Consider the following 21,009-nt stretch of genomic DNA (forward strand, 5'->3'; position numbering starts at 1 on the left):
GTTTCCACGAGGCTGCGCTTTTTGATCGGCTCGCCGAGCGACTACAATGATTCGACCCGGCCCGCCCCTTCCCGCCCCCGATGACGCCGTCTGCCCACCCGAGCGATTTCTCTGGCGCCCCGTTGTTCGCGCGAACGGTCGCGTTCTGCGCGTTCACCGACGTGGAGGAACAGGCGCGGTCGTTCGAAGACTGGAACCTGAATTACACGCAGATCTCGGGCGGCCTGTTTCATGGCTCGTCGTCGATCGTGTCGCTGGGCGGCATCAAGCTGCTGGTCGAGAACCTCGACAAGGTCATCCTGCAGCGGGGCGCGGTGCCGTCGAACCGGATCGCCGTGGCCGTGCCGCTGGAACTGGAAGGGCATGCGCGCATGTGCGGCGAGAAAAGCGGGCGCGACAGCCTGCACGTGTTCTCGAGCCTGCCGGAATTCGAGTTCTACTCGCCCGACCGGCACGTGCTCGTGAATGTCGAGATCGAGCCCGACAAGCTGTCGACGCAGGCGATGCGCACGGTCGCCGCGTCGCTGCGCGCGCGCACGCTCGCGCCGCTGATCCCGATGCCCACCTACGTCGCGGACAATCTTCGCGATCTGCTGCGCCGAACGCTGGCCGCCGCGGCGAAAAGCACCTCCGTCGAAGACGTGGCGACGCAGAACCGGATCGAACTGCTGGAGCGCACCGTCCTGTATGCGATCTCGGAAGTGTTGACGGCGGCCGCGCCGGAGGCCGGCGCGCGAGCCGCACGCCCGACGAAGTACTGGTCGCTGGTCAACGCGGTGCAGGAGCGGCTTCAGGACGCATCGACCTGCCCGCTGTCGATCGCCGAACTGTGCGTGCAACTCGGCATCAGCCGGCGCACCGCGCAGTATGCGTTCCACGACGCGCTCAATCTGAACCCCATTGCGTATCTGCGGGCCGTTCGACTGAATCACGCGCGCCGCGAGCTTCGGCTCGGCGAATCCGTGACGTCTGCCGCAACCAAATGGGGCTTCTGGCACCTGAGCAGTTTCGCGCAGGACTATCGCGCGATGTTCGGCGAGTTGCCGTCGGCCACGGCCAGACGCTACGCGGCGCGCCAGGCCATCTGAAAGCCTCTCGCGGTTCGGCGGCCGATGCCGGACCCCACACCGGCCGCCGTCCTGCTCACGCCATCACTCGTCCTGCTGTTCCTGCTGCGCCTGCACCTGCCGCTGCTGGATGAACTGCCTTACATCGCTCATCGTCACGCGGCCCGTGTGCTTCGCATCGATCTCGTCGAAGTGCTTCGACACGAAACCGAGCCCGCTGCTTAGCGCCTGCGCCTTCGTCACCGCCGCGCCGTTGCTCAGCACCGTATTGGCGCCGAGCCTCGCGTCGACACGCCGCTGCGCCTGCTGCTGCAGCGTGGCGCCGGTCGACGGCAACACCGGCGCCGCACGCGTGGCAGGAAAGAACGGACCGTCGACACCGCGCCCGCCATGCGGCAGCTTCACCGGCGCCACCGCCTGCGGCGGCAATGCGTAGGCGCTGCTCGCCACGGCACCGAGGACGATCAACGCAGACATACGCCGAATCAATTTGATTAGGGACATGATCACTCGCATTCAATGGATGAATAGAGGGTTCCTTTGGCAAGGAGTCCGTCGCTCAAGGGGCCGCCGCCAGCGTCGTCGCGGCCGTCGCGCCCGGCACGCTGCCGGTCGGCACGCTGGGCGGGTTCTCGTCCGGCCAGGGCGGCGGCAGCGTGTGCAGCGTCAGCGCCGTCGGAATCCGCGCACCCTTGTAGAACGTCTTCAGGTCACGCTTCATCTGCGGACGCGCGACATCGTCCAGATAAGTCATGTGACCGCCCTGAAAGAAGTTCACCTGCAGCTTCGGATTCAGGCCCTTCACCGTCTGCAACCGCGCGAGTTGCTTCTCGGTGTTGAAGAACGGCGTCGCGAGATCGTGGAAGCCATTCTCCGCGAGCACGCGAAGCTTCGGGTTGAGCTGCAGCGCACCGAGCAGATCGGGGATCGTGTCGGGCATCGGCTGGCCGTCGTGCGAGAAGTCCCATACGCCGATGATGTTGTCGTTCAGCGGCAGGTAGGTCGCATTTGGCGCGGTGTAGCCGAGGTAGTCCGGCATCTGCGTCGCGAGCGCGTTCGTGAACGGCTGCGAGATCAGGATGTCGGACGGGTCGCCGTCGGTCTGCAGACGCGGATCGGAGTTCGGCAACGACACGCGTCCGTCATACCGGCCGACCGTCGTTCCGGGCAGCAGGCTCGTGCCGAACGGGTTCGCGTTGAAGTAGCCGCGCAGCGCCTGTTGCGTCAGGCTCGACGGGATCGACCACAGCTGGAGCGTCGCATCGCTCGGGAACACCGGCGTGCCGAGCGCATCCGGAATGCCGAGCTGGCTCAACACCCACGACTGCGAATACTTCTGCAGCTGGTTGTAGATCAGCGTCGTAAACAGTTCCGTCTGCAGTGCGTACAAAGCCTGGTTCACCGGCGCCGGCGATACCTGATTGAAGTACGCCGCGACCGCCGCATAACCGGGCAGGTAGCCGGCCACGGTATCGGTTTCGAGCAGCAGCCCTTCCGTCGACTGCGTGATCGCCACCGCTTCCACCGCATCCGCGAAGTAGTTCAGGATTGCAGACTGCAGCACGATGCCCGTCAGGTGCACACCGGCCGATTCGAGCGCGAGCGCCAGCATGTCGGTCCTCGGCGTGCCGTACGATTCGCCGTACAGATAGATAGGCGACGTGCCGCGGCTGTTGACGTTCAGGTAGCGCTGGATGAAGTCGCGCATGATGTTCACGTCCGCATCGGAACCCCAGTACTTCTGGTTGGTGTTCGGCAACACGGCTTCCGACAGCCCGGTTCCCGGCGGGTCGATGAACACGAGATCGGTGGTGTCGATCAGGCTTTCCGCGTTGTCGACGAGCGGGTAGTTCGGCCAGTTGCTGCCGAACAGCGGATCGGGCGTGGCGACGCGGGTCGGCGCGAACGAGCCGAGGCGCAGCCAGATCGACGACGAGCCGGGGCCGCCGTTATACACGAACGTGACGGGACGCGGCTTGCCGTTCGTGCTCGGCGCGGTGTACGCGACATACGACATCGACGCTTCCGCATTGCCGTTCGCGTCCTGCGCGGTCAGGTGGCCGGTGGTCGTCGTGTAGTTGATGGTCGTGCCGCCGGACTTCCACTGGTAATGCATGACCGCCGCTTTCTCGGACACCTGCGCGGCGGCGAGGCCGTCGGTCGCATTCATCGAATACGCGACCTGATCGACGTAAGGCTGGTTGGCCGCCGGCGTCTGGCTGCCGGCCGATTGTTGCGCGCCGGCCTGCTGGCTGGCGGTCGCCTGCGCGAGGCTCGACGCACCGACGGACGACGAATCGTCGCCGCCGCATGCCGCGAGCGCCAGGGTCATGACGGTCAATGCACCTAGCCCGGCCAACCGGCCGTGACGGCCACGGCGGCCATGACGGCTGCCGGTACAGCTCCTGTCTGGTTTCATCTCTGCCCTTTGATTTGGTTCGGATACCGCTTCACAAAGGCCGCCTTCACCGGCGAGACGCGCAGCAACACCCGCCACTCGCGCAAAAGGCGGTTGGGATCGGACTGCTTCAAGAGACTGAACGTGATACAGACACAGCAAACTGCCGGCGAGAATCGTGCGTGAACCGCCCCCTGCAGTTTGGACTTCTTTTCTGATTACCGAAATTTACGACATCGACAAAATAGGCGGTGCTGCGCCGCGTTGTCAAAGATCATTCCGATATTAAAAATCCCGTAATGATGCGAAGGCCGGCCAGTGTCTGGCATTTGAAAGCAAGACGGATTATTCGCGCAAGGCGCTCTTTATCGGCAATGCTTCGTCGAATATTTTACTTTTCGTACACAACGCAAAAGCCTTTGCTGTATTGATGCAGCGCCCCAAAATCCTTCATATCGACAGGAATTTTCTTTCATTTTTATTATCCACAATCGATTAAAGCAGCGTAGCCGCACGCATGTGCGATTCGGTGATTTGATTCACCTCATCCATTTGCCAATCCGGGTGCTTATGTGCACCTCGCCATCCATAAAATACCGATTCAGCCAATTCAATCCGGTTGCAGTGGAATTATTTACCCGATATCCGACCGGATTTTCCGCGGCGCGGGCGGCGGCGCGCGATACACGCGCCTCCGCCCGTCACCAACAATCAACCCGCCATCAATGCCCGCCGCCCGGCAGCGCGATATCGATCAGCACCGGATCGTGATCCGACGAACGATATGCATCCGGTGCGTAGTACGTCTTCTGCTGCTCGGCCGACTTGTACGCCATCGTGTATTGCAGCGCGAGCGGCTCGTCCGCGTTGATGTGCCATTCGTGCACGGCCTTCACGTGCGATGCAAGCGGCAGCGTCGCGAGCGCGTGATCGAGATAGCCGGCTTCGCCGTTGTATACGTAGCTGTACGCATTCGCGCCGATCCAGCGCGCGACGAGGTTGCGGTAGCCGCGTGATTCGAGCGTGCGGATCGGATCTTCATGCGTGTAGCTGTTGAAGTCGCCGATCAGCAGCACGCCCTGGCCCGCGACACCCGTCGGCGTGCCGGCGAGCCAGTCGGCGACCTTCGCCGCCGCACGCGTGCGCGTCGGGTTCCAGCAGCCCTGGCCGTCGCCCTGGTCGAGATCGTCGTTCGCGGCGTCCGGGCAGTTCTTCGACTTCAGGTGGTTCACCGCGATCGTCAGCGCCTGCTTGCCGCCGATGCGGCGGAACGACTGCGCGAGCGGCTGGCGGTTCTTGTCGTCGATCGCGAGCGTGGCCGCGCGGCCGACCGGTTCGACCTTGCGGCTGTCGTAGATCATCGCGACCGCGATCGCATCGCCGCCGAGGCGCGACGTGCCCGGATCGACGACGCGCCAGTGGTTGCCGAGCTTCGCCGCGAGCTGGCGCACCGCGCTCAGTTCGCCGTAGCCGTTGTTCTGGATTTCCATCAGGCCGATCACGTCGGCGTCGAGCGCCTTCAGCGCGCTGACGATCTTCGCCTCTTGACGCTGGAATTCCTGGTAGTTCTTCGCACCGCGGTTGTTCGGATCGTCGAAGCCGCCGCCGAGACCGTTGCCGTTGAAGTAGTTGAGGACGTTGAACGATGCGACGCGCAGGTTCGATTTCGGATCGCGCGCGGGCGCATTGGTACGAGGGTTCGTGCGCGCCTCGAATGCCGGCACGGCCGCGCCGGGCAGCGGCTGCACGCGCCATGCGCCGTAACGCACTTCGAGCACGCCTTCGACGTCGCGCACGGTGTAGCCGGCGCGCAGCGTGTTCGCGGCCGACAGGCCCGGCGCCGGATACGGCACGGTCGCGGGGTTCTGCTTGTTCGACCCGTCGTCGAGGACCAGCCGGTTGCGTGCGTTCGCATCGATCTGCGTCTGCACCTGGGCCGGCGGCACGACACTCGTCGGCGTGCGCAGGCGGCCGTTGCTGAGCAACACGCTGCCGTAACGGCCGAGCTCGTAGTTGTCGGTGACGTTCAGCGTCTGCGGCAGGCGCACGAGCATCCCTTCATACGCGGCGAACGCGTTCGGGCCGTCGACCGGCAGCGCGAGCGTCGCGGGCGTGACAGTCTGGCCGTTCGCGCACACCGCGATCGCACCCGACTGCGTGAGCTGCGTCTGCCCGTATTTCTCCTCGACCTTGCCTGTCACGTGCACGAGATCGCCGGCCTTTGCACGCACTTTCGGCGCATAGACGAACAGGCCTTCGGACACGCCCGGCTGGTTGCGGCGCTGCGCGTCGGCCTGCTGGACGAAGAAGCCGCCGAAGCCGTCCGTGCCGCCGAAATCGGCAGTGACGACGGCTTCGATCGACACGTTCTGGCCGGCGAGCGGCGACGGCGCGCCCGGCCCCTGGATATCGGCAATCGGCGTCGCGCTGCCGCCGCAGTTCGGGCTGACGGGCGCGGCGGTGGCGGCGATCGCCGGCGCAGCGAGCGTGGGCAGAAGCAATAACGGGGCAAACAGGCGGATTGTCGAGCGCATGACGGGGAATCCCGGTTGTGAAGGTGGCGAAAGCTTAACGGCGCTCAATGACAGTTTTTGGTAATCGACAGACAGGCCGATGTAATTTCCGCTATCTCGCATAAAAAGCGGGGAATCGTCCGACAAAAAATCTGCCGTGCTCGCGACGATTCCCCTGAGTGACCTTCGTCAACGCACCGTAGCGCTAGACCGTCCCCGGCAGCGCGCTCGACACGAGCACGGCCGCCACCATCAGCACGCCGGCCAGCACGACCGCCTCGATCCGCAACACCGCGCCGAACCGGCGCAACGGGCCGGCCGGCATCGCGGCGGCCGGGTCCTTCAGCGCGGCCAGCAGCTTCGGCATCCCGAAGAACCGGTTGTGTCCGCCGAGCATCGCGGCGATCAGCACGAGCGCGAGCTTCAGCAACAGGATCTGCCCGTATGTCGATGCGAGCAGGTTGGCGGGCGTATCGACGCCGCGCCATCCGTTGTACGCGCCGGTCGCGAACAGCACGATCAACGCATGGGTCGACGCATCGGAAAGCGACTGCACGAACGACGCGCCGGTCTCGCGTTCGCCCGCGGGCATGCCAACGAGCCGCGGCATCACGCCGAACGCCGTCACGAGCACGAGCCCGACCCACGCGCTGATCGCCAGCAGATGCAGCCAGTCGACCCACACCGGCACGCTGAACAGCCCTGCGTCGACCGGATGACCGCCGTTGCTGCGCGCGAGCGCGACGCATGCGAGCGCTGCCCACATCGCGAACGGAAAGCGCGTGTCGTTCGCATGTCTGATGAACGACAGCAGCACGACGACAACCATGAACACGGCGCCGGCCAGCCACGCATGGCCGAAACCGGTGCCCACGAGCATCGCGCGGACGGCCGGCCCTGCGTCGAGCATCGACACTTCGCTCATCAGCGCGCAGTGCGCCCAGAATGCGGTGATGCTCGCGAGCAGCGACGCGACCGACGCAATGCGCAGCGTCGCGACGAGACGCCGCCCGATGCCGTGCTGCCACGCCGACGCGCCGCGCGCGAGCCAGTGGCTGCCGAGCAGCGCGCCGACGATCACCGCGAACCCGGCATTCTGGATCGCCACCGATACGAGCCGCAGCAGGCCGACGAAGCCCTCGTTCACCCTTTCACCTTGAACGTATAGGTGCCCTTGGTGCGATGCGCGTCGGCCGTCATCACCGCCCACTGCACCGTGTACGCGCCCGGCGCGAGCTTCGGCATCGCGATGGTCATCACGCGCGGATTCGACGCATCGACCTTCGCTTTTTCCTGCGTGACGGCGTTGCCGTTCGCGTCCGACACCTTCACCGAACTGAAGGTCGGTTCGAGGTCTTCGTTGAACGTAAGCCGCAACGCGTCGGGCGCCGTATCGACCGTGCTGCCCGTCGCGGGCGCGGCGCTTTCGAGCTTGCCGTGTGCCGATGCCGCGACCGGCGCGGCCGCGAGAATCGCGCCGGCCGCGACGAAGGCGGCCAGCCGCGTGAGAGTCGTGATCTTCATGTTCATGCCCGGCGTCACGGCTTCTTCAGTTCGACGACGGTCAGCGCGCCGCCCACGTCCTCGGCGACGAAGTCGATCTTGTCGCCCGCCTTCACCTGCGACAGCATTGCAGGGTCCTTCACCTTGAACACCATCGTCATCGCGTCCATCCCGAGGTTGTCCAGCGGGCCGTGCTTGATCGTCAGCCTGCCCGCGGCCGTGTCGACCTTGCGGATCTCGCCGTGCGACATCCCGTGCTTCGCGTCGGCGCCCTGCTTCGCGCCGCCGCTCATGTCCATGCCGGCCATGTCGCCGGCCGCGTACGACGCGGCGGAAAACACCAGCGCGCAACCCATTGCAATCGAAACCAGTCCCTTCTTCATCATGCTTGCTCCCGAGTGAGTGAATCGAAACCGGCGGCCGCATCGGCACGGCCGCCGCGTGCTGCTACTGCTGCTCAGCCGTCCGGCAATTCGCCGGTGTATTCGTATGCGACGGTGCCCTTCGGATGCCGGAACCAGCCCGGGTCGCGATAGTCGTTGCGGCCGAGCCCCTGCCGCACCTTGAGCACCGTGAACATGCCGCCCATCTCCAGCGGCCCGAACGGGCCCGTGCCCGTCATCATCGGCAGCGTGTTGTCGGGCAGCGGCATCTCCATGTTGCCCATCGCGCCGCCGGTGCTGCCCATCGCCATGTAGTCCGGCACGAGCTTGCCGATCTTTTTCGCGAGATCCTTCTGCGGCACGCCGATCAGGTTCGGCACCTGGTGGCCCATCGCATTCATCGTGTGATGCGACTTGTGGCAATGGAACGCCCAGTCGCCCGGGCGATCGGCGGTGAACTCGATCGCGCGCATCTGGCCCACCGCGACATCGGCCGTCACTTCGGGCCAGCGCGCCGCCGGCGGAATCCAGCCGCCGTCGGTGCCCGCGACTTCGAAGCTGTAGCCGTGCAGGTGGATCGGATGGTTCGTCATCGTCAGGTTGCCGAAACGAATCCGCACGCGGTCGCCCGCGCGCACCGGCAGCGGGTCGATGCCCGGGAACACGCGCGAGTTGAAGGTCCACATGTTGAAATCCGTCATCTCGTTCACGCGCGGCGTGTAGCTGCCGGGATCGATGTCGTACGCGGCGAGCAGGAACACGAAGTCGCGATCGACCGGCATCGTGCCGCGATCCTTCGGGTGCACGATGAACATGCCCATCATCCCCATCGCCATCTGCACCATCTCGTCGGCGTGCGGGTGATACATGAACGTGCCGTGCGATTCGAGCTGGAACTCGTAGACGAAGGTCTTGCCTGGCGGGATATGCGGCTGCGTGAGGCCGCCGACGCCGTCCATCCCGTTCGGCAGCCGCAGCCCGTGCCAGTGGATCGTCGTGTGCTCGGGCAGCCGGTTGGTCACGAAGATGCGGACCTTGTCGCCTTCGACGGCCTCGATCGTCGGGCCCGGCGACTGGCCGTTGTAGCCCCACAGGTTCGCGTTCATGCCGGGCGCCATCTCGCGCACGACGGGCTCGGCCGTCAGGTGGAATTCCTTCCAGCCGTTCTTCATCCGCCACGGCAGCGTCCAGCCGTTCAGCGTCGCGACGGGCGTGTACGGGCGGCCGTTGGGCGGCACGAGCGGCGGCTGCGTGGCGGTTTTCGCCATCGTGGGCGCTTCGGGCAGCGACGCGGCGCCGGCCTTGCTGACCATCGCGGCGCCCAGCAGCGCGGCGCCCGAGCCGCTGAGAAATTGTCGACGGGACACCATGTCAATGACCTTCAGGATGCGTTGCGGGCGCCGGTTGCGCCGCGGGTGAGGAAGCCGGCTGCGGCGCAGCATCGGCGTTGGGTTCGGGTTCGGCGGAAACCGCCGCGCGCGGCGCGGGGCCCGAAGTCGGCAGCCGGCCGCCGACGGCCATCTGCAGATCGGTTTCGGCGAGCCAGTAGTCCTTCAGCGAATCGATGTAGCCGTTCACCGCGCCGACCTGCTCGCGCGCATCGGCCAGCAGCTCGAACACGCTCGCGAGCATCCCGTTGTAGCGCAGCAGCAGCTCGTCCGAGATCGTCTTGCGCAGCGGCACGACTTCGTCGCGATAGTGCTTCGCGACGTCGTAGCTCGTCACGTATGCCGCGTATGACTCGCGCACTTCGGAGCGCGCGTCGATGGCCGTCTTCGCGAGCCGGTTCGCCGACTGCATGTAGACGGCCTCGGCCCGCGCGACCTTCGCGCCGCCCCAGTCGAACAGCGGAATCTCGACGCTGATCTCGTAGCCGTGCTCGTGGCCCTTGCCAGTCTCGTAGTTGTTCACGTAGCCGAGATCGACCGCGTTGACGAAGCGCGTGGCCTTGCTGAGGCCGAGCGACGACGCGACGCCCTGCGTCTGCAGCTTCGCGGCCTGGATATCGAGGCGGTTGCTCATCGCAAAGCGTTCGAGATCGGGCAGGTCCGGGCGCGCGTTCGGCAGGTCGGGCAAACGGTCGGGCAGCGCGTACTGCATGCGCTCGCCCCACAGCCCCATCGCGCGCGTGAGCTTCTCGCGCGCGGCCACGGCCTGCTGGCGCGCCTTCGCGTGCTGCGCGACCGCGTCGGCATGGAACGCCTGTTCGCGCGCGTAATCGAGCCGGCTGAAGTTGCCGGCCTGCCGCATGCGCTGTGCGAGTTCGGCAGCCGCGCTCGCGGCATCGCGCACCTGCTGCGCATAGTTCGCGGCCTGCTCGGCGGCGACGGCCTCGACATACGCGCGGCGCGCGTCGGCCGCCGCCTTCAGCATCGCGTCGGCCGTTTCGAGCTTGGTCTGTTCGAAACGGCGGCGCTCGATGTTCGTCGCGAGCGGCATCGTCAGCAGCGCGAACACGTTCGCCGAGAACGTGCGGCCGAGGCTCAGCTCACCGTCGCCGGCGCGCGTGCGGCTGAACGAGAAGCGCGGGTTCGGCAGCCGGCCGGCCTGCACGAGGTCGGCCTCCGACAGCCCGAGCTCCGCATACGACGCCTGCAGGCCGCGATTGTTCAGCAGCGCGACCTGCACCGCGTCGTCCATCGACAGCGGCTGCGCGAGCAATTCCCGGGTCCGCTGGTCGACGGCTTCGCGGTCGGCATCGGTGCGGACGACGACGGCGTCTTTTCCGATCCGTTCCGACGCGGTGGACGACACGGCGCCGAAGCCGCCGTCCTTCGAAAACGTCGTGCAGCCCGCGAGGAATGCCAGCGCGACCGCAGCCGCGACGATTCGCGGCGATATCGACAGGTTCTTCATCGCGCGGCCCCTCCGTGCATCGAATGGGCGCCGCCGTTGCCCGCCGGGTCGCCGGGCTTCGCGGCGCCGGTCGTGCGCCCCTTCGCGGGCCGTTCCATCACGTCCCGGTTCAGCTGCTTCCAGCCCGGGCCTTCGTCGTCGCGATACGGCCGGTAGCCGTCGAACGCGGACGTCACGGTGACGTCCGGCACCGTCGCGGCGGCGTCCGCCGGATCGGGAAGCGGGGGTTGCGCAGGCGCGAGCGACGGCACGATGGCCGCCGCGCTCAACAGCGCCGCAGTGATCAATCGCATGAATGAGTCTCGTCGTGAGTCGTCCGGCGGCTGGCGTGCAGCCGGCGGAATGGATTGCGGGTCGCGGCCGGTCGGCCGCGGGCAGGGACTAGACGGGAGTCCGGCGAGGCGGCCGCTCGATGCCGCCGGTCAGGAACGACACGACGACGGCCGAAGGCGGATACGACGCGATCGCGATGCTGGCGTCCGCCGCAGCCGGCACCGCTCGCACACCCGACATGCCCGTGCCGAAGCAGCAGGACACACAGGCGGCGCACGACGCCGCGCGGCTTTCGTGATCCCCGTGGTTCCCCCGCGCGCCCTGCTCGGTCGACATCGTGTGCGGCGCCTCTTCCGCATGCGGCACCGCAGCGCCCGCGCACTGCATCGAAACGGTCGCGAACGACTGGATCGGCAGGCTCAACGCCAGCAGCACGACGAGGATGAATTTGCGCCAGTACGACATGGAAACGGAATCAGGCAGGCAACGATCGGATCGGCCGGCGCAGCGCCGCGACGGCGCGCTCCGGGGACAACACGGCTGCAGCTTATCGCCGCCGCCGTGACGACGACATGGTCGAAACATGACAGGATTTTCATGAAACGCGGGCGAAGCGGCGAGTAAGCACTTCATGAAATTTCCGTCATCCGGCGGTCATCTTTCGCGCACGCTCGGCGCCGTAAGCTCAGGCGTTACACTGACCGGCTGGAACCACGGACAGCCTGCCTCACCATGCGGATACTGATAGTCGAAGACGAACCCAAGATGGCGTCGTACCTCCGGAAGGGGCTGATGGAGGCGAGCTACACGGTCGACATTGCGGAGAACGGCAAGGACGGGCTGTTCCTCGCGCTGCACGAGGATTTCGATCTCGTCGTGCTCGACGTGATGCTGCCGGAGATGGACGGATTCGAAGTGCTCCGGCGGCTGCGCGCGCAAAAGCAGACGCCCGTGCTGCTGCTCACGGCCCGCGAGGCGATCGAGGACAAGGTCGCCGGCCTCGAACTGGGCGCCGACGACTACCTGCTCAAGCCGTTCGCGTATGCCGAGTTCCTCGCGCGCATCCGCTCGCTGCTGCGCCGCGCGCCGCGCAACGTGCGCGACATCCTGAATGTGGCCGATCTCGAAGTCGACCTGATCAAGCGCCGCGTGCGGCGCGCCGACCACCGCATCGACCTGACCGCGCAGGAATTCGCGCTGCTGCAACTGCTCGCGGAACGCGAGGGCGAAGTCCTGACGCGCACCTTCATCACGTCGCAGATCTGGGACATGAATTTCGACAGCGACACGAACGTCGTCGATGCGGCGATCAAGCGGCTGCGCGCGAAGATCGACAATGCTTACGACAAGAAGCTGATCCACACGATCCGCGGCATGGGTTACGTGCTCGAGGATCGTTCGTGACCGCGAGCCCGGCTTCGTATTCGCTGCTGCGGCGCCTGACGCTCGCGTTCGCCGTCGTCGCCGCGCTCGTGTTCGCGCTGACCGGCGCGTACCTCTATCGTTCGCTGTCCGCCGAACTGACGCGGCGCGACGACATCGAGATCTCCGGCAAGCTCAACCAGTTCCTGCAGCTCGCGCACGCGAGCGGTTCGACGGCCGCGCTGCGCGCCGATCCGGCCGTGTTCCACGAGGTGCTGCTGTCGCATCCGGGCGTCTATCTCGGCATCTACGACGGGCAGAACCGCACGCTCGTCGAGCACACCGACGAAGCCGGCAATACGCTCGCCACGGTGATCGCCGCGCCGCATGCGGCCAGCGGAACCGGTAAACCCGGCGACCCGTTCACCTGCTCGCCGCCCGGCATCGGTGCGTCGCGCTGCGTCCATGCACGCGCCACGCTGCCGTCCGGCGAGGCAATCCAGGTCGCGCTCGCACGCACGGCGACGGATCGCCAGTCACTGCTCGAAAGCTATCGCGTCGACATCTGGCTCGCGGCGGCCGTCGGCGCGCTGCTGGTCGGCGCGCTCGGTTATGCGGTCGCGTCGCGCGGCCTGCGCCCGGTCGAGAGCCTCGGCCGGCAGACGTCGCTCATCGAGGCGCACAACCTTAACGCGCGCCTCGACGCGCGCGGCGGCCCGGTCGAGCTGCGCGAGCTCGCGACCTCGGTCAACCGGATGCTCGACCGTCTCGAACGCGCGTTCGTGCGGCTGTCGCAGTTCTCGTCCGATCTCGCGCACGACATGCGCACGCCGCTCGCCAACGTGATCAGCTCGTCGCAGATCACGCTGTCGCGCGCACGCACGACCGAAGAATACGAAGCGCTGATCGATTCGAATATCGAGGAATGCGAACGGCTGCAGCGGATGATCGAGAACATGCTTTTTCTCGCGCGCACCGACAATGCGCGGCAGCACCTGAAAACCGCAGAACTCGACGCGGGCAGCGAACTGCGCAGGCTCGCGTCGTATTTCCAGGCACTGGCCGACGAGGCCGGCGTGCGCATCGACGTGCGCGGCAATGCGCCGGTCGTTGCTGACGCAACGCTATTCCGGCGTGCGGTCAGCAACCTCGCGTCGAACGCGCTCGAACATGCGCAAGCCGCGTCGACGATCGAGCTGGCCGTTTCCGTGCAGGCCGGTTACGCGGTCGTCGAGGTCACGAATCGCGGTGCCGCGATTCCGCCCGAACAGGTCGACCGGATCTTCGAGCGCTTCTACCGCATCGATTCGTCGCGGCACGGTGCGGCGCGAAACGCGGGGCTCGGGCTGGCGATCGTCAAGTCGATCATGGAATTGCATCGCGGCAAGGTCGAGGTCGCAAGCAGCGACGGACGCACGACGTTCGCGCTTTACTTTCCGCGCGGCAGCGATAGTTAGTTTGGCCGTTCGCTGCCGGCTTGCGATCACCGCGCTTGCGCGGCGCCGAACGATCCGCGCAGGCGCACAAGCAGCACGATGGTCGCCGCGCTGAACACCGCCCCCGCGTAGAACGTGGCCGCGGCGCCCACGCTGTCCCACAGGATGCCGGCGACGACGCTCGATACGAGCGTCACGACACCGCTGAGCAGATTGAAAACGCCGAACGCCGTGCCTCTCAATTCGGACGGCGCGGCTTGCGCGACCATCGTGGCGAGCAACCCTTGCGTCATCCCCATATGGAGCCCCCACAGCGCCACGCCGACGAGTACGGTTCCCCAGTGCGTGCCGTGCGCGAGCACGAGATCGGCTGCGATCAGCATGACGAGTCCGGCCACCATCAGCTTCGTGTGGCTCGTCGTGTCGGCGAGCTTGCCGAACGGATAGGCCGACAACGCGTACACGGCGTTCATCGCCACCATCACGAGCGGAACGAGCGCGACGGGTACACCGCTGCCCATCGCTCGCAGCACCAGGAAAGCCTCGCTGAAGCGGGCCAGCGCGAACACGGCACCGACGGCGACGACCCACCAGTAGCGCGCGCCGAGTTGCTTCACGACGTCGCGACGGATCGGGTTAACGCGCTTGTCGCCCGGTGCGCGCGCCGGCTCCTCGATACCGAACGCGAGCAGCGCCACGGCCAGCATGCCCGGGATCACGGCCAGCCAGAAGGCTAGGCGGAAGTCGTCGCGCCACATCAGCATGATGGCGACGGCCAGCAGCGGCCCGAGAAACGCACCCACCGTGTCGAGCGACTGCCGCAGTCCGTACGCGGCGCCGCGCAGGTGGACCGGCGTGACGTCGGCCACGAGCGCGTCGCGCGGAGCACCACGGATTCCCTTGCCGATCCGGTCGACGATCCGCGCCGTCACCACGACGCCGATCGTCGGCGCGATGGCGAACAGCGGCTTGCTGAGCGCGCCGAGCCCGTATCCGGCGACCGCCAGCCACTTGCGATTGCGCAGATAGTCGCTCAACGTGCCGGAGAACACCTTGACGACCGGCGCCGTCGCCTCGGCGATCCCCTCGATGACACCGATCGCGGTCGCGCTCGCGCCGAGCCCCGCCATCAGGAACATCGGCAACAGGCTGTGGATGATCTCCGACGATACGTCCATCAACAGGCTGACGCAGCCCAGCACCCAGACGCTGCGCGGAATTTGACGAAGAATGCCGGTCGACGATTCGGTCTGCATGGGTCGCTCTCGATTCGGGAATCCTGACACGGGATACCACCGATACTATTGCAGGCCCGTGACACGCGGCAGGCATGGGCTATCTCGCGCGCCTGATACGTCCTTCCGCGCCATCTGCAAAGCAGGACATAAGCTGGCCGCTTCAGGCTTTCGCTACCACCATCACATCGGGCTGGGCATCTAGCGCGGGACATCACCGGATGCGCCGTCAAAGCGGACGCGCGCGGCATGGATGTCGGGATAACGACGATCGGCCCAATCGATGAGGGCCGCCATCGGGTCCAACAGGGATTGGCCTAGCGGGGCCAGACGATATTCGACGCTTGGCGGGCTGGTCGGAAAAACATGGCGGGTGATGAGTCCGTCGCGCTCCAGATCGCGGAGTGTCTGGGTAAGCATGCGCTTGGAAATGTCCGGGATGGCTCGGTGAAGCTCACTGAAGCGCTGCGATCGCGTCGCGAGTTCCATGATCATGAGCATGCTCCATTTGTCGCCGATGCGGTCGAGCACGTCGCGAACCGCGCAGTGTGCGGGCTGGGCGTCGCCCACTTGACGTTGATATCGGCTGAATCTCTCGATCGCATTCCGGGCGGTGCTCATTCGGGTTCCCTTTAACTCTTCTGGTAACAAAAAAGTGCCTCCTTCCGGCGCGAGGCTTAGGTCTCTATGATAGACCTGCCCTCAAACAAGGACCGTCCATCAGGGAGTTCCCATGTTAGACCCCGTTCCCGGCGGCCTTCCGTACCAGTCACCCCAGCCGCAGCCCCAGCCGCAGAAATGTTGGCGTTCAAGGGCAATATCAATTTCAGGAGAAACACATGTTCTTAGTAATGGGAATTACAGGACGCGTAGGTGGCGCAACAGCCCGACATCTGCTGGCGCAAGGCAGGAAATTACGGGCGCTAGTCCGCAATCGAGAGAAGGCGACGAATTGGGCGGATCGAGGTGTGGAACTGATCGACGGCGACTGGAATGATGCGGCCGCCGTAGAGCGGGCGCTCGAAGGGGTCGAAGGTGCATTCGTCATGCTGCCGGCTGTTTGGGCACCCTCGCCTGATTTCAGCGAAGCAAAGAGCGTGATCGCGAACTATGTCGAGGCGCTGACCAGGGCGGTACCGCCGCGGGTGGTCGTGTTGTCGTCGATGGGGGCGAACCGAACCAGCGGGCTGGGAATGATCACGGCCCTGTCGCTTCTGGAACAAGGACTGCGCCGCCTGACGTTGCCGATCGCCCATGTACGAGCCGGCGGGTTTTTCGAAAACTTCCTTTACGGCCTGCACGTCGCCCAGGGCGGCACGCTACCCGTCTACTACAACCCGACGAGTCGGAAGTCGACCATGGTCGCGACCGACGATGTCGGCGCCGAGGTAGCGGCGCTGCTGACCGGGCCCGCGTGGTCCGGGCATCGCGTCGTAGAGCTTGGCTCGATGGTCAGCGCGGATGAAGTCGCGGCCCAGCTGGGCGAAGTCTTGCAGCGCGACGTCAAGGCCTTTGCCATCCCGCGGGCCGGGTGGCCGGCGGCATTCGAACAGATTGGCATCCCGAAGGGCCAGACCGGATCGGCCGAAGCGATGTTCGATGCCGTCAACGCAGGCTGGATGGACCTCGGCGTCGCGGGTACGGAGCACGTCGTGGGCACGACGTCCCCTCGCGATGTCTTTGCGGCGGCCCGCAACGCCGCTACGGCATGAACAACGGAGATCGGCCGGCCACGCGGCCACACTGGCCCTCGGCAGCGCCCTCATCAGGGAAGGTAGAACGAATGTCCAAGATTTCCTGGCGCCAGGTATTACCTTGGGTTCTCGCCGCCTTTTTCGTCGTGGGATCGCTCAGCAACATCATCGCCCCGCGATCTATCGTTGAGGAATACTTGAAGTGGGGATATCCGCACTGGTTCCATTTCGTGACTGGTTCGCTGGAACTCATGACCGCCGTTCTGCTGGCGCGAGCACCGACGCGGCTGTGGGGCGCGGCGCTCGGCTGCACCGTGATGCTGGCTGCGCTGGCAACCGTCACGGTCAACGGCGAATACGGACATGGAGTGGCGCCACTTGTCGTGGCGACACTATCGATTGCTGTCGGCTGGATTGCCTGGCGTCAGCGGCTCGCTGCCGGTTCCAAGGCGTGGTCCTGAACCTTGCGCGGCCTTCAAGATGATTCCGCGCGAGCAGGTCGTGCGCGACATCGTGGCGGGTATCGGGCGACGCGCCGACATGATTGTCGCGCCAAAGTCCAACGCCATCGCCGCCAAGGCGCCCGGTTTCCTCAGGCGCTTCATTGAACGCGCCACTTTTCGCAGCGGCGACATCGAACGCGCTGCCCGGCATTGTTGTGCGCAGCCGCCAGTAGACCCCAACGCGTGTTCGTCATCAGGTTGAATTGAATGACGCATTTTGAGGGTTATACGACCTTTGAGCCATTCGAGTCGGGTTCCATAATTTGCACAGGTATCAAGCCGGAACACGAGCACAAGCGCGATTGCGCGTTGTGCGTCCGGTTTGACCAATCTCGAGCAAAGAAAGGAACCGAAGATGAGGCTCAAGGACAAGTCAGCTTTGATTACGGGCGGTACCAGCGGCATCGGTCTCGCGACCGCCAGGCTTTTCATTGCAGAAGGCGCCCGAGTTGCGGTTACCGGTCGCGACGATGCAGTGTTCGAGCGCGTGAAGGCCGAGCTTGGCGAGAATGCGTTGGTTCTCAAGGGCGACGTACGTTCGATCGAGGACATGCGAGCGATTGCCGCAGAGGTAAAAGAGCAGTTCGGCGGGCTGGATGTCGTGTTCGCCAACGCTGGTTGGGCTTTCCCGTCCGCGGTCAACGACATCGACGACCACCTCTACAACGAGATCATGGACATCAACGTCAAGGGCGTGGTGTTCACGCTTCAAGCGGTGCTGCCGGACTTGCGAGAGGGTTCCTCAGTCATCCTCAACACGTCGTTCGTCGCCCAGACCGGCAAGCATGGCATCTCGTTGACCGCGGCGGCGAAGGCCGCCGTGCGATCGCTTGCCCGTAGCTGGTCCTACGAGTTTCTCGATCGCAAGATCCGGTTCAACGCGATCGCGCCTGGCGGCACGGACACGCCCCTGCTCAGCAAGTGGGGGATGTCGGACGAGGATGTCCGCAACTTCAAAAGCGAGTTCGCGAAGACCATACCGGTCGGCCATCTGGGAAAGGCAGAGGACATTGCCTACGCGGCGCTCTATCTCGCCAGCGACGAATCCTCCTACGTTGTCGGCAGCGAGCTGGTTGTCGATGGCGGCGCCTCGCAGCTTTAAGCCTGCGCTTTCCGATTCAAGAGCCCTGCACGTTCTTCCGGCTCGTCCACACCTTGATCACACGTCCACCCGCATGCGTGTCGTGGTGGTTTTCAATCCGGCCCCAACCCTGTTGCGCACGGAGGGGGCCGAAGCGCAAGGAGAAATGATCTTGACCGACAGTAGCGAAAAGAATGCCTACGGAAAGGCACTCACCGGAGCAGGCCGCTCGCGCCGCGATATTCTCAAGCTCGGCAGCATCGCCACGCTCGGCGCCGTGCTGGGTGGCGGAGCCCTGCTTGGCCACACCACGCCTGTTCTCGCGCGGGCCGCCAGCAACGGAGAACTTGCTCCGGATGACCCGCTCAACATTTTGATTGTCAATTACGACGGCGGGACGCTTCTCGACTTCGCCGGCCCCAGCGAAATTTTCCACCGGCTACCGAATACGAACGTTCGCTATGCGAGCCTCAATGGGGGTAACGTGACCCTCGAATTCGGGGTCGTGTATGGCAAGACCGAACGACTGGCCGATATCGAAAAGACGGACCTGATTCTGGTGCCCGGCGGGTCCGATTTGACGGCGCCGATGCGGCCCGAGTATCAAGCGCAGATCCGGCGTCTGGCGGAAAGCGCCAAACATGTAACGTCGGTTTGCAACGGATCGCTGGTGCTTGCTGCGACGGGCATTCTCAAGGGCAAGCGAAGCGCCTGCCATTGGGCCTTCGTCAACAAGCTGTCCGACTATGGCGCGATCCCCGTGCCGGATCGGTTCGTGGAAGACGACAACGGCCGCTTCATGAGCGGCGGCGGCGTGACGGCGGGCATCGATTTCGCACTTCGCGTCGCAGAGAAGCTGCGCGGTCGGCAGGCCGCCGAATTCACGCAACTCGTGATCGAATACGATCCCGCTCCGCCGTTCCATTCCGGTCATCCCAGAGACGCACGGCCGGAACTCATCGCGATGGTCGACAAGGAACTGCCTGGTGCATCCAAGGGGCTCGCACGAATCCCTGGCGTTCGCTGAGATGCACGCGGTCAATGTCTGCGAGGACTTGCACGCGTTTCGATGAAGCCGCGGCCGACATCGCTTGCCTCACCTGCCCAAGCTGGCGCAGGCCCTTCGATTCAAACCCTGATCGGAAATCCTGAAATGCAACAGATTCGTCGTTTTACTGCAGCCCTTGCAGCCTGCTCTTCCTTTTTCGCGTTTGCGGCGCCAGCCATTGCCGGCGGCCCGCAACCTCAAACCGAAGCGGCCATCAAAGCCGAGAACGCGCGATGGGCGGATGCCTTTGCGCGAGGGGACTACGACGCGATAGGCCGTCTGTATACGAAAGACGGCGCACTCCTGCCGCCCGGCGGCGACAGGGTGACGGGGGGCAGCGCGATTGCCGCGCACTTCGCCAACGGGTATGCCGGGGCAAAACCCGACACCGTATCGTTCAGCAATTACGAGTTCTACGGTAACGACCGGACCGTGACGGAGGTTTCGGATGCGGAAATCCGCGACCATGTTGGAAACCTCAAATACCGCGGTAAGCAGGTCCTCCTCTTTCTGAAGGAGGGCGGCGCTTGGAAATTGCATCGCGACATCTGGAATGATTACGCTGCCCGGAAGTCCGATGGCCATTGAGCGCCCCGCGATCCAGGCAGTCACGTACCGCGAGCGCCAATAGCCCGGCGCTCGATCAGCGCGCACTGTTCAATCTGCTCTCGCGTCGGATCGCCTGCGGAGGGTGGCCATACAGTTTGATAAAGGCCCTCCGCATGCGTTCCGGATCAGTGAATCCCACGGCCAGAGCAATTTGTTCGATGGGTTCACTACCGTCCTGCAGGCGCAGCCTCGCAGCTTCGACGCGCAAACGTTCGACCGCCTTGGCAGGGGTTTCGCCGGTTTCCCGACGAAACGCTCGTCCGAACTGCCTCGGACTCAATCTTGCCGCATCGGCGAGTCGTTCCACTGGTAGCGCTTCGGCCAGATGTTCTCTCGCGAAGTTCAGCGCGATGCGGATACGATCCGATTCAGGCTCCATTTGCGACATGGCGGAGAATTGGGACTGCCCGCCCGGTCGACGGTACGGAACAACCAGAAGCCTGGAAACAGCGCGCGCGACTTCCGCACCCATATCTCTTTCGATCAAGCCGAGCGCCAGGTCAATTCCGGAGGCAATGCCCGCCGACGTCCAGATGCGGCCGTCTACGATATAGATGCTATCGCCCTCGACCCGGGCGCGAGGGAAGCGGGACTGCAACAGCGCCGCGTACCGCCAGTGCGTGGTTGCTCTCAAGCCGTCCAGCAAGCCGGTTTCCGCAAGCAGAAACGCTCCCGTACACACGCTCGCCACCCGCGACGCCCTGGCGCACAATTTCCTGGCAGCGGCGATGTTCCCCGGTGTCTGCATCGGGCTGATATCACCGCCCACGAAAACGACGGTGTCAAACATGCGCCTTCCGACCGGCTTGGTCTCGATCGAAAGGCCGGTATTGCCACGTACCGGGCCTCCAGACTCCGAGATGACATGAAGATCGTACGGAGTATGGCCGGCGGCTGTGGCCACCTGATTAAAAGCCGACAGTGGCCCCCCAAGATCGAGAGCGTCGTAGCCACTGCAAACAAAAAACCCGATTCGATGCATGACGGAGTCGTTGGCCGAATACCCTGAGAAGGCGTATTTTACGGACATCCCTCAAATCGTGCCATG

The 21,009-nt window shown here is 65.1% G+C and carries 22 protein-coding genes; 9 read left to right on the plus strand and 13 right to left on the minus strand.

Going from position 1 to position 21,009, the window contains the following annotated elements; translation table 11 throughout:
• Positions 1–122: 122 nt before the first annotated feature.
• Positions 123–1,088, plus strand: coding sequence for a helix-turn-helix domain-containing protein (locus tag BT264_RS08180; RefSeq protein WP_239483241.1), 966 nt, complete (start codon positions 123–125; stop codon positions 1,086–1,088).
• A gap of 63 nt (positions 1,089–1,151) precedes the next feature.
• Here the strand turns inward: BT264_RS08180 and BT264_RS08185 are convergent, their stop codons facing one another.
• The 10 genes from BT264_RS08185 to BT264_RS08235 form a co-directional block, all read right to left on the minus strand.
• Positions 1,152–1,544, minus strand: a complete 393-nt coding sequence (locus BT264_RS08185; protein ID WP_256260587.1) for a 2-oxoglutarate dehydrogenase — start codon at positions 1,542–1,544, stop codon at positions 1,152–1,154.
• Between the two features lie 82 nt (positions 1,545–1,626).
• Entirely contained in the window at positions 1,627–3,486 is a 1,860-nt protein-coding gene (locus BT264_RS08190) for a S10 family serine carboxypeptidase-like protein (protein WP_072438344.1), read from the minus strand.
• A gap of 701 nt (positions 3,487–4,187) precedes the next feature.
• On the minus strand, positions 4,188–5,999 hold the full coding sequence (locus BT264_RS08200) for an ExeM/NucH family extracellular endonuclease (RefSeq protein WP_072438342.1): 1,812 nt from the start codon (positions 5,997–5,999) through the stop codon (positions 4,188–4,190).
• Between the two features lie 184 nt (positions 6,000–6,183).
• On the minus strand, positions 6,184–7,125 hold the full coding sequence (locus BT264_RS08205) for a copper resistance D family protein (RefSeq protein WP_072438340.1): 942 nt from the start codon (positions 7,123–7,125) through the stop codon (positions 6,184–6,186).
• Entirely contained in the window at positions 7,122–7,502 is a 381-nt protein-coding gene (gene copC / locus BT264_RS08210; protein ID WP_072438535.1) for a copper homeostasis periplasmic binding protein CopC, read from the minus strand. Before copC ends, BT264_RS08205 begins: the two co-directional genes overlap by 4 nt.
• 14 nt (positions 7,503–7,516) lie before the next feature.
• Positions 7,517–7,864, minus strand: coding sequence for a copper-binding protein (locus tag BT264_RS08215; protein WP_072438533.1), 348 nt, complete (start codon positions 7,862–7,864; stop codon positions 7,517–7,519).
• A gap of 74 nt (positions 7,865–7,938) precedes the next feature.
• Positions 7,939–9,234 carry a multicopper oxidase family protein gene (locus BT264_RS08220; protein ID WP_072438338.1) on the minus strand — a complete coding sequence of 432 codons (1,296 nt, stop codon included), beginning with the start codon at positions 9,232–9,234 and terminating at the stop codon, positions 7,939–7,941.
• Between the two features lies 1 nt (position 9,235).
• The gene (locus BT264_RS08225) at positions 9,236–10,720 is read right to left on the minus strand and encodes a TolC family protein (RefSeq protein WP_072438336.1); all 1,485 of its coding nucleotides are present in this window, start codon (positions 10,718–10,720) and stop codon (positions 9,236–9,238) included.
• Positions 10,717–11,013: a hypothetical protein gene (locus BT264_RS08230; RefSeq protein WP_072438334.1), complete on the minus strand. Its 297-nt coding sequence runs from the start codon at positions 11,011–11,013 to the stop codon at positions 10,717–10,719. Before BT264_RS08230 ends, BT264_RS08225 begins: the two co-directional genes overlap by 4 nt.
• A gap of 88 nt (positions 11,014–11,101) precedes the next feature.
• Entirely contained in the window at positions 11,102–11,458 is a 357-nt protein-coding gene (locus BT264_RS08235) for a hypothetical protein (RefSeq protein WP_072438332.1), read from the minus strand.
• A 267-nt stretch (positions 11,459–11,725) separates the two neighbouring features.
• On the opposite strand from BT264_RS08235, the gene BT264_RS08240 reads away from it, so the two are divergent.
• Positions 11,726–12,397, plus strand: coding sequence for a heavy metal response regulator transcription factor (locus tag BT264_RS08240; protein WP_072438330.1), 672 nt, complete (start codon positions 11,726–11,728; stop codon positions 12,395–12,397).
• Positions 12,394–13,812 carry a heavy metal sensor histidine kinase gene (locus BT264_RS08245; RefSeq protein WP_072438328.1) on the plus strand — a complete coding sequence of 473 codons (1,419 nt, stop codon included), beginning with the start codon at positions 12,394–12,396 and terminating at the stop codon, positions 13,810–13,812. Before BT264_RS08240 ends, BT264_RS08245 begins: the two co-directional genes overlap by 4 nt.
• Positions 13,813–13,838: 26 nt before the next feature.
• On the opposite strand, the gene BT264_RS08250 is transcribed toward BT264_RS08245, so the two are convergent.
• A complete protein-coding gene (locus BT264_RS08250) occupies positions 13,839–15,047 on the minus strand; it encodes an MFS transporter (RefSeq protein WP_072438327.1) in 1,209 nt (402 codons plus the stop codon).
• A gap of 180 nt (positions 15,048–15,227) precedes the next feature.
• A complete protein-coding gene (locus BT264_RS08255) occupies positions 15,228–15,647 on the minus strand; it encodes a winged helix-turn-helix transcriptional regulator (protein ID WP_072438325.1) in 420 nt (139 codons plus the stop codon).
• Between the two features lie 218 nt (positions 15,648–15,865).
• Between BT264_RS08255 and BT264_RS08260 the strand changes: the two genes are divergently transcribed.
• The 6 genes from BT264_RS08260 (at position 15,866) to BT264_RS08285 (ending at position 19,940) form a co-directional block, all read left to right on the plus strand.
• A complete protein-coding gene (locus tag BT264_RS08260; RefSeq protein ID WP_072438323.1) occupies positions 15,866–16,738 on the plus strand; it encodes an NmrA family NAD(P)-binding protein in 873 nt (290 codons plus the stop codon).
• 71 nt (positions 16,739–16,809) lie between these two features.
• Positions 16,810–17,181, plus strand: a complete 372-nt coding sequence (locus BT264_RS08265; RefSeq protein ID WP_072438321.1) for a DoxX family protein — start codon at positions 16,810–16,812, stop codon at positions 17,179–17,181.
• Between the two features lie 19 nt (positions 17,182–17,200).
• Positions 17,201–17,425: a hypothetical protein gene (locus tag BT264_RS08270; protein ID WP_256260588.1), complete on the plus strand. Its 225-nt coding sequence runs from the start codon at positions 17,201–17,203 to the stop codon at positions 17,423–17,425.
• Between the two features lie 153 nt (positions 17,426–17,578).
• Positions 17,579–18,325, plus strand: coding sequence for an SDR family oxidoreductase (locus BT264_RS08275; RefSeq protein ID WP_072438319.1), 747 nt, complete (start codon positions 17,579–17,581; stop codon positions 18,323–18,325).
• Between the two features lie 151 nt (positions 18,326–18,476).
• On the plus strand, positions 18,477–19,331 hold the full coding sequence (locus tag BT264_RS08280; RefSeq protein ID WP_072438531.1) for a DJ-1/PfpI family protein: 855 nt from the start codon (positions 18,477–18,479) through the stop codon (positions 19,329–19,331).
• 126 nt (positions 19,332–19,457) lie between these two features.
• On the plus strand, positions 19,458–19,940 hold the full coding sequence (locus tag BT264_RS08285) for a YybH family protein (RefSeq protein WP_072438316.1): 483 nt from the start codon (positions 19,458–19,460) through the stop codon (positions 19,938–19,940).
• Positions 19,941–19,995: 55 nt separating this feature from the next.
• Here the strand turns inward: BT264_RS08285 and BT264_RS08290 are convergent, their stop codons facing one another.
• On the minus strand, positions 19,996–20,943 hold the full coding sequence (locus BT264_RS08290; RefSeq protein ID WP_072438529.1) for a GlxA family transcriptional regulator: 948 nt from the start codon (positions 20,941–20,943) through the stop codon (positions 19,996–19,998).
• Between the last annotated feature and the right edge of the window lie 66 nt (positions 20,944–21,009).

It is taken from the genome of Burkholderia sp. NFPP32 (genome assembly GCF_900119325.1).
In the GTDB taxonomy this organism is placed as follows: Bacteria; Pseudomonadota; Gammaproteobacteria; order Burkholderiales; family Burkholderiaceae; genus Burkholderia; species Burkholderia pyrrocinia_C.

Bases quoted from the DNA above. Each gene is read 5' to 3' on its own strand.
- BT264_RS08290 (WP_072438529.1), bottom strand. From the start codon at position 20,943: ATGCATCGAATCGGGTTTTTTGTTTGCAGTGGCTACGACGCTCTCGAT.
- BT264_RS08220 (WP_072438338.1), bottom strand. From the start codon at position 9,234: ATGGTGTCCCGTCGACAATTTCTCAGCGGCTCGGGCGCCGCGCTGCTG.
- BT264_RS08225 (WP_072438336.1), bottom strand. From the start codon at position 10,720: ATGAAGAACCTGTCGATATCGCCGCGAATCGTCGCGGCTGCGGTCGCG.
- BT264_RS08235 (WP_072438332.1), bottom strand. From the start codon at position 11,458: ATGTCGTACTGGCGCAAATTCATCCTCGTCGTGCTGCTGGCGTTGAGC.
- BT264_RS08250 (WP_072438327.1), bottom strand. From the start codon at position 15,047: ATGCAGACCGAATCGTCGACCGGCATTCTTCGTCAAATTCCGCGCAGC.
- BT264_RS08260 (WP_072438323.1), top strand. From the start codon at position 15,866: ATGTTCTTAGTAATGGGAATTACAGGACGCGTAGGTGGCGCAACAGCC.
- copC (WP_072438535.1), bottom strand. From the start codon at position 7,502: ATGAAGATCACGACTCTCACGCGGCTGGCCGCCTTCGTCGCGGCCGGC.
- BT264_RS08215 (WP_072438533.1), bottom strand. From the start codon at position 7,864: ATGAAGAAGGGACTGGTTTCGATTGCAATGGGTTGCGCGCTGGTGTTT.
- BT264_RS08275 (WP_072438319.1), top strand. From the start codon at position 17,579: ATGAGGCTCAAGGACAAGTCAGCTTTGATTACGGGCGGTACCAGCGGC.
- BT264_RS08185 (WP_256260587.1), bottom strand. From the start codon at position 1,544: ATGTCTGCGTTGATCGTCCTCGGTGCCGTGGCGAGCAGCGCCTACGCA.
- BT264_RS08240 (WP_072438330.1), top strand. From the start codon at position 11,726: ATGCGGATACTGATAGTCGAAGACGAACCCAAGATGGCGTCGTACCTC.
- BT264_RS08285 (WP_072438316.1), top strand. From the start codon at position 19,458: ATGCAACAGATTCGTCGTTTTACTGCAGCCCTTGCAGCCTGCTCTTCC.
- BT264_RS08230 (WP_072438334.1), bottom strand. From the start codon at position 11,013: ATGCGATTGATCACTGCGGCGCTGTTGAGCGCGGCGGCCATCGTGCCG.
- BT264_RS08190 (WP_072438344.1), bottom strand. From the start codon at position 3,486: ATGAAACCAGACAGGAGCTGTACCGGCAGCCGTCATGGCCGCCGTGGC.
- BT264_RS08255 (WP_072438325.1), bottom strand. From the start codon at position 15,647: ATGAGCACCGCCCGGAATGCGATCGAGAGATTCAGCCGATATCAACGT.
- BT264_RS08200 (WP_072438342.1), bottom strand. From the start codon at position 5,999: ATGCGCTCGACAATCCGCCTGTTTGCCCCGTTATTGCTTCTGCCCACG.
- BT264_RS08270 (WP_256260588.1), top strand. From the start codon at position 17,201: ATGATTCCGCGCGAGCAGGTCGTGCGCGACATCGTGGCGGGTATCGGG.
- BT264_RS08265 (WP_072438321.1), top strand. From the start codon at position 16,810: ATGTCCAAGATTTCCTGGCGCCAGGTATTACCTTGGGTTCTCGCCGCC.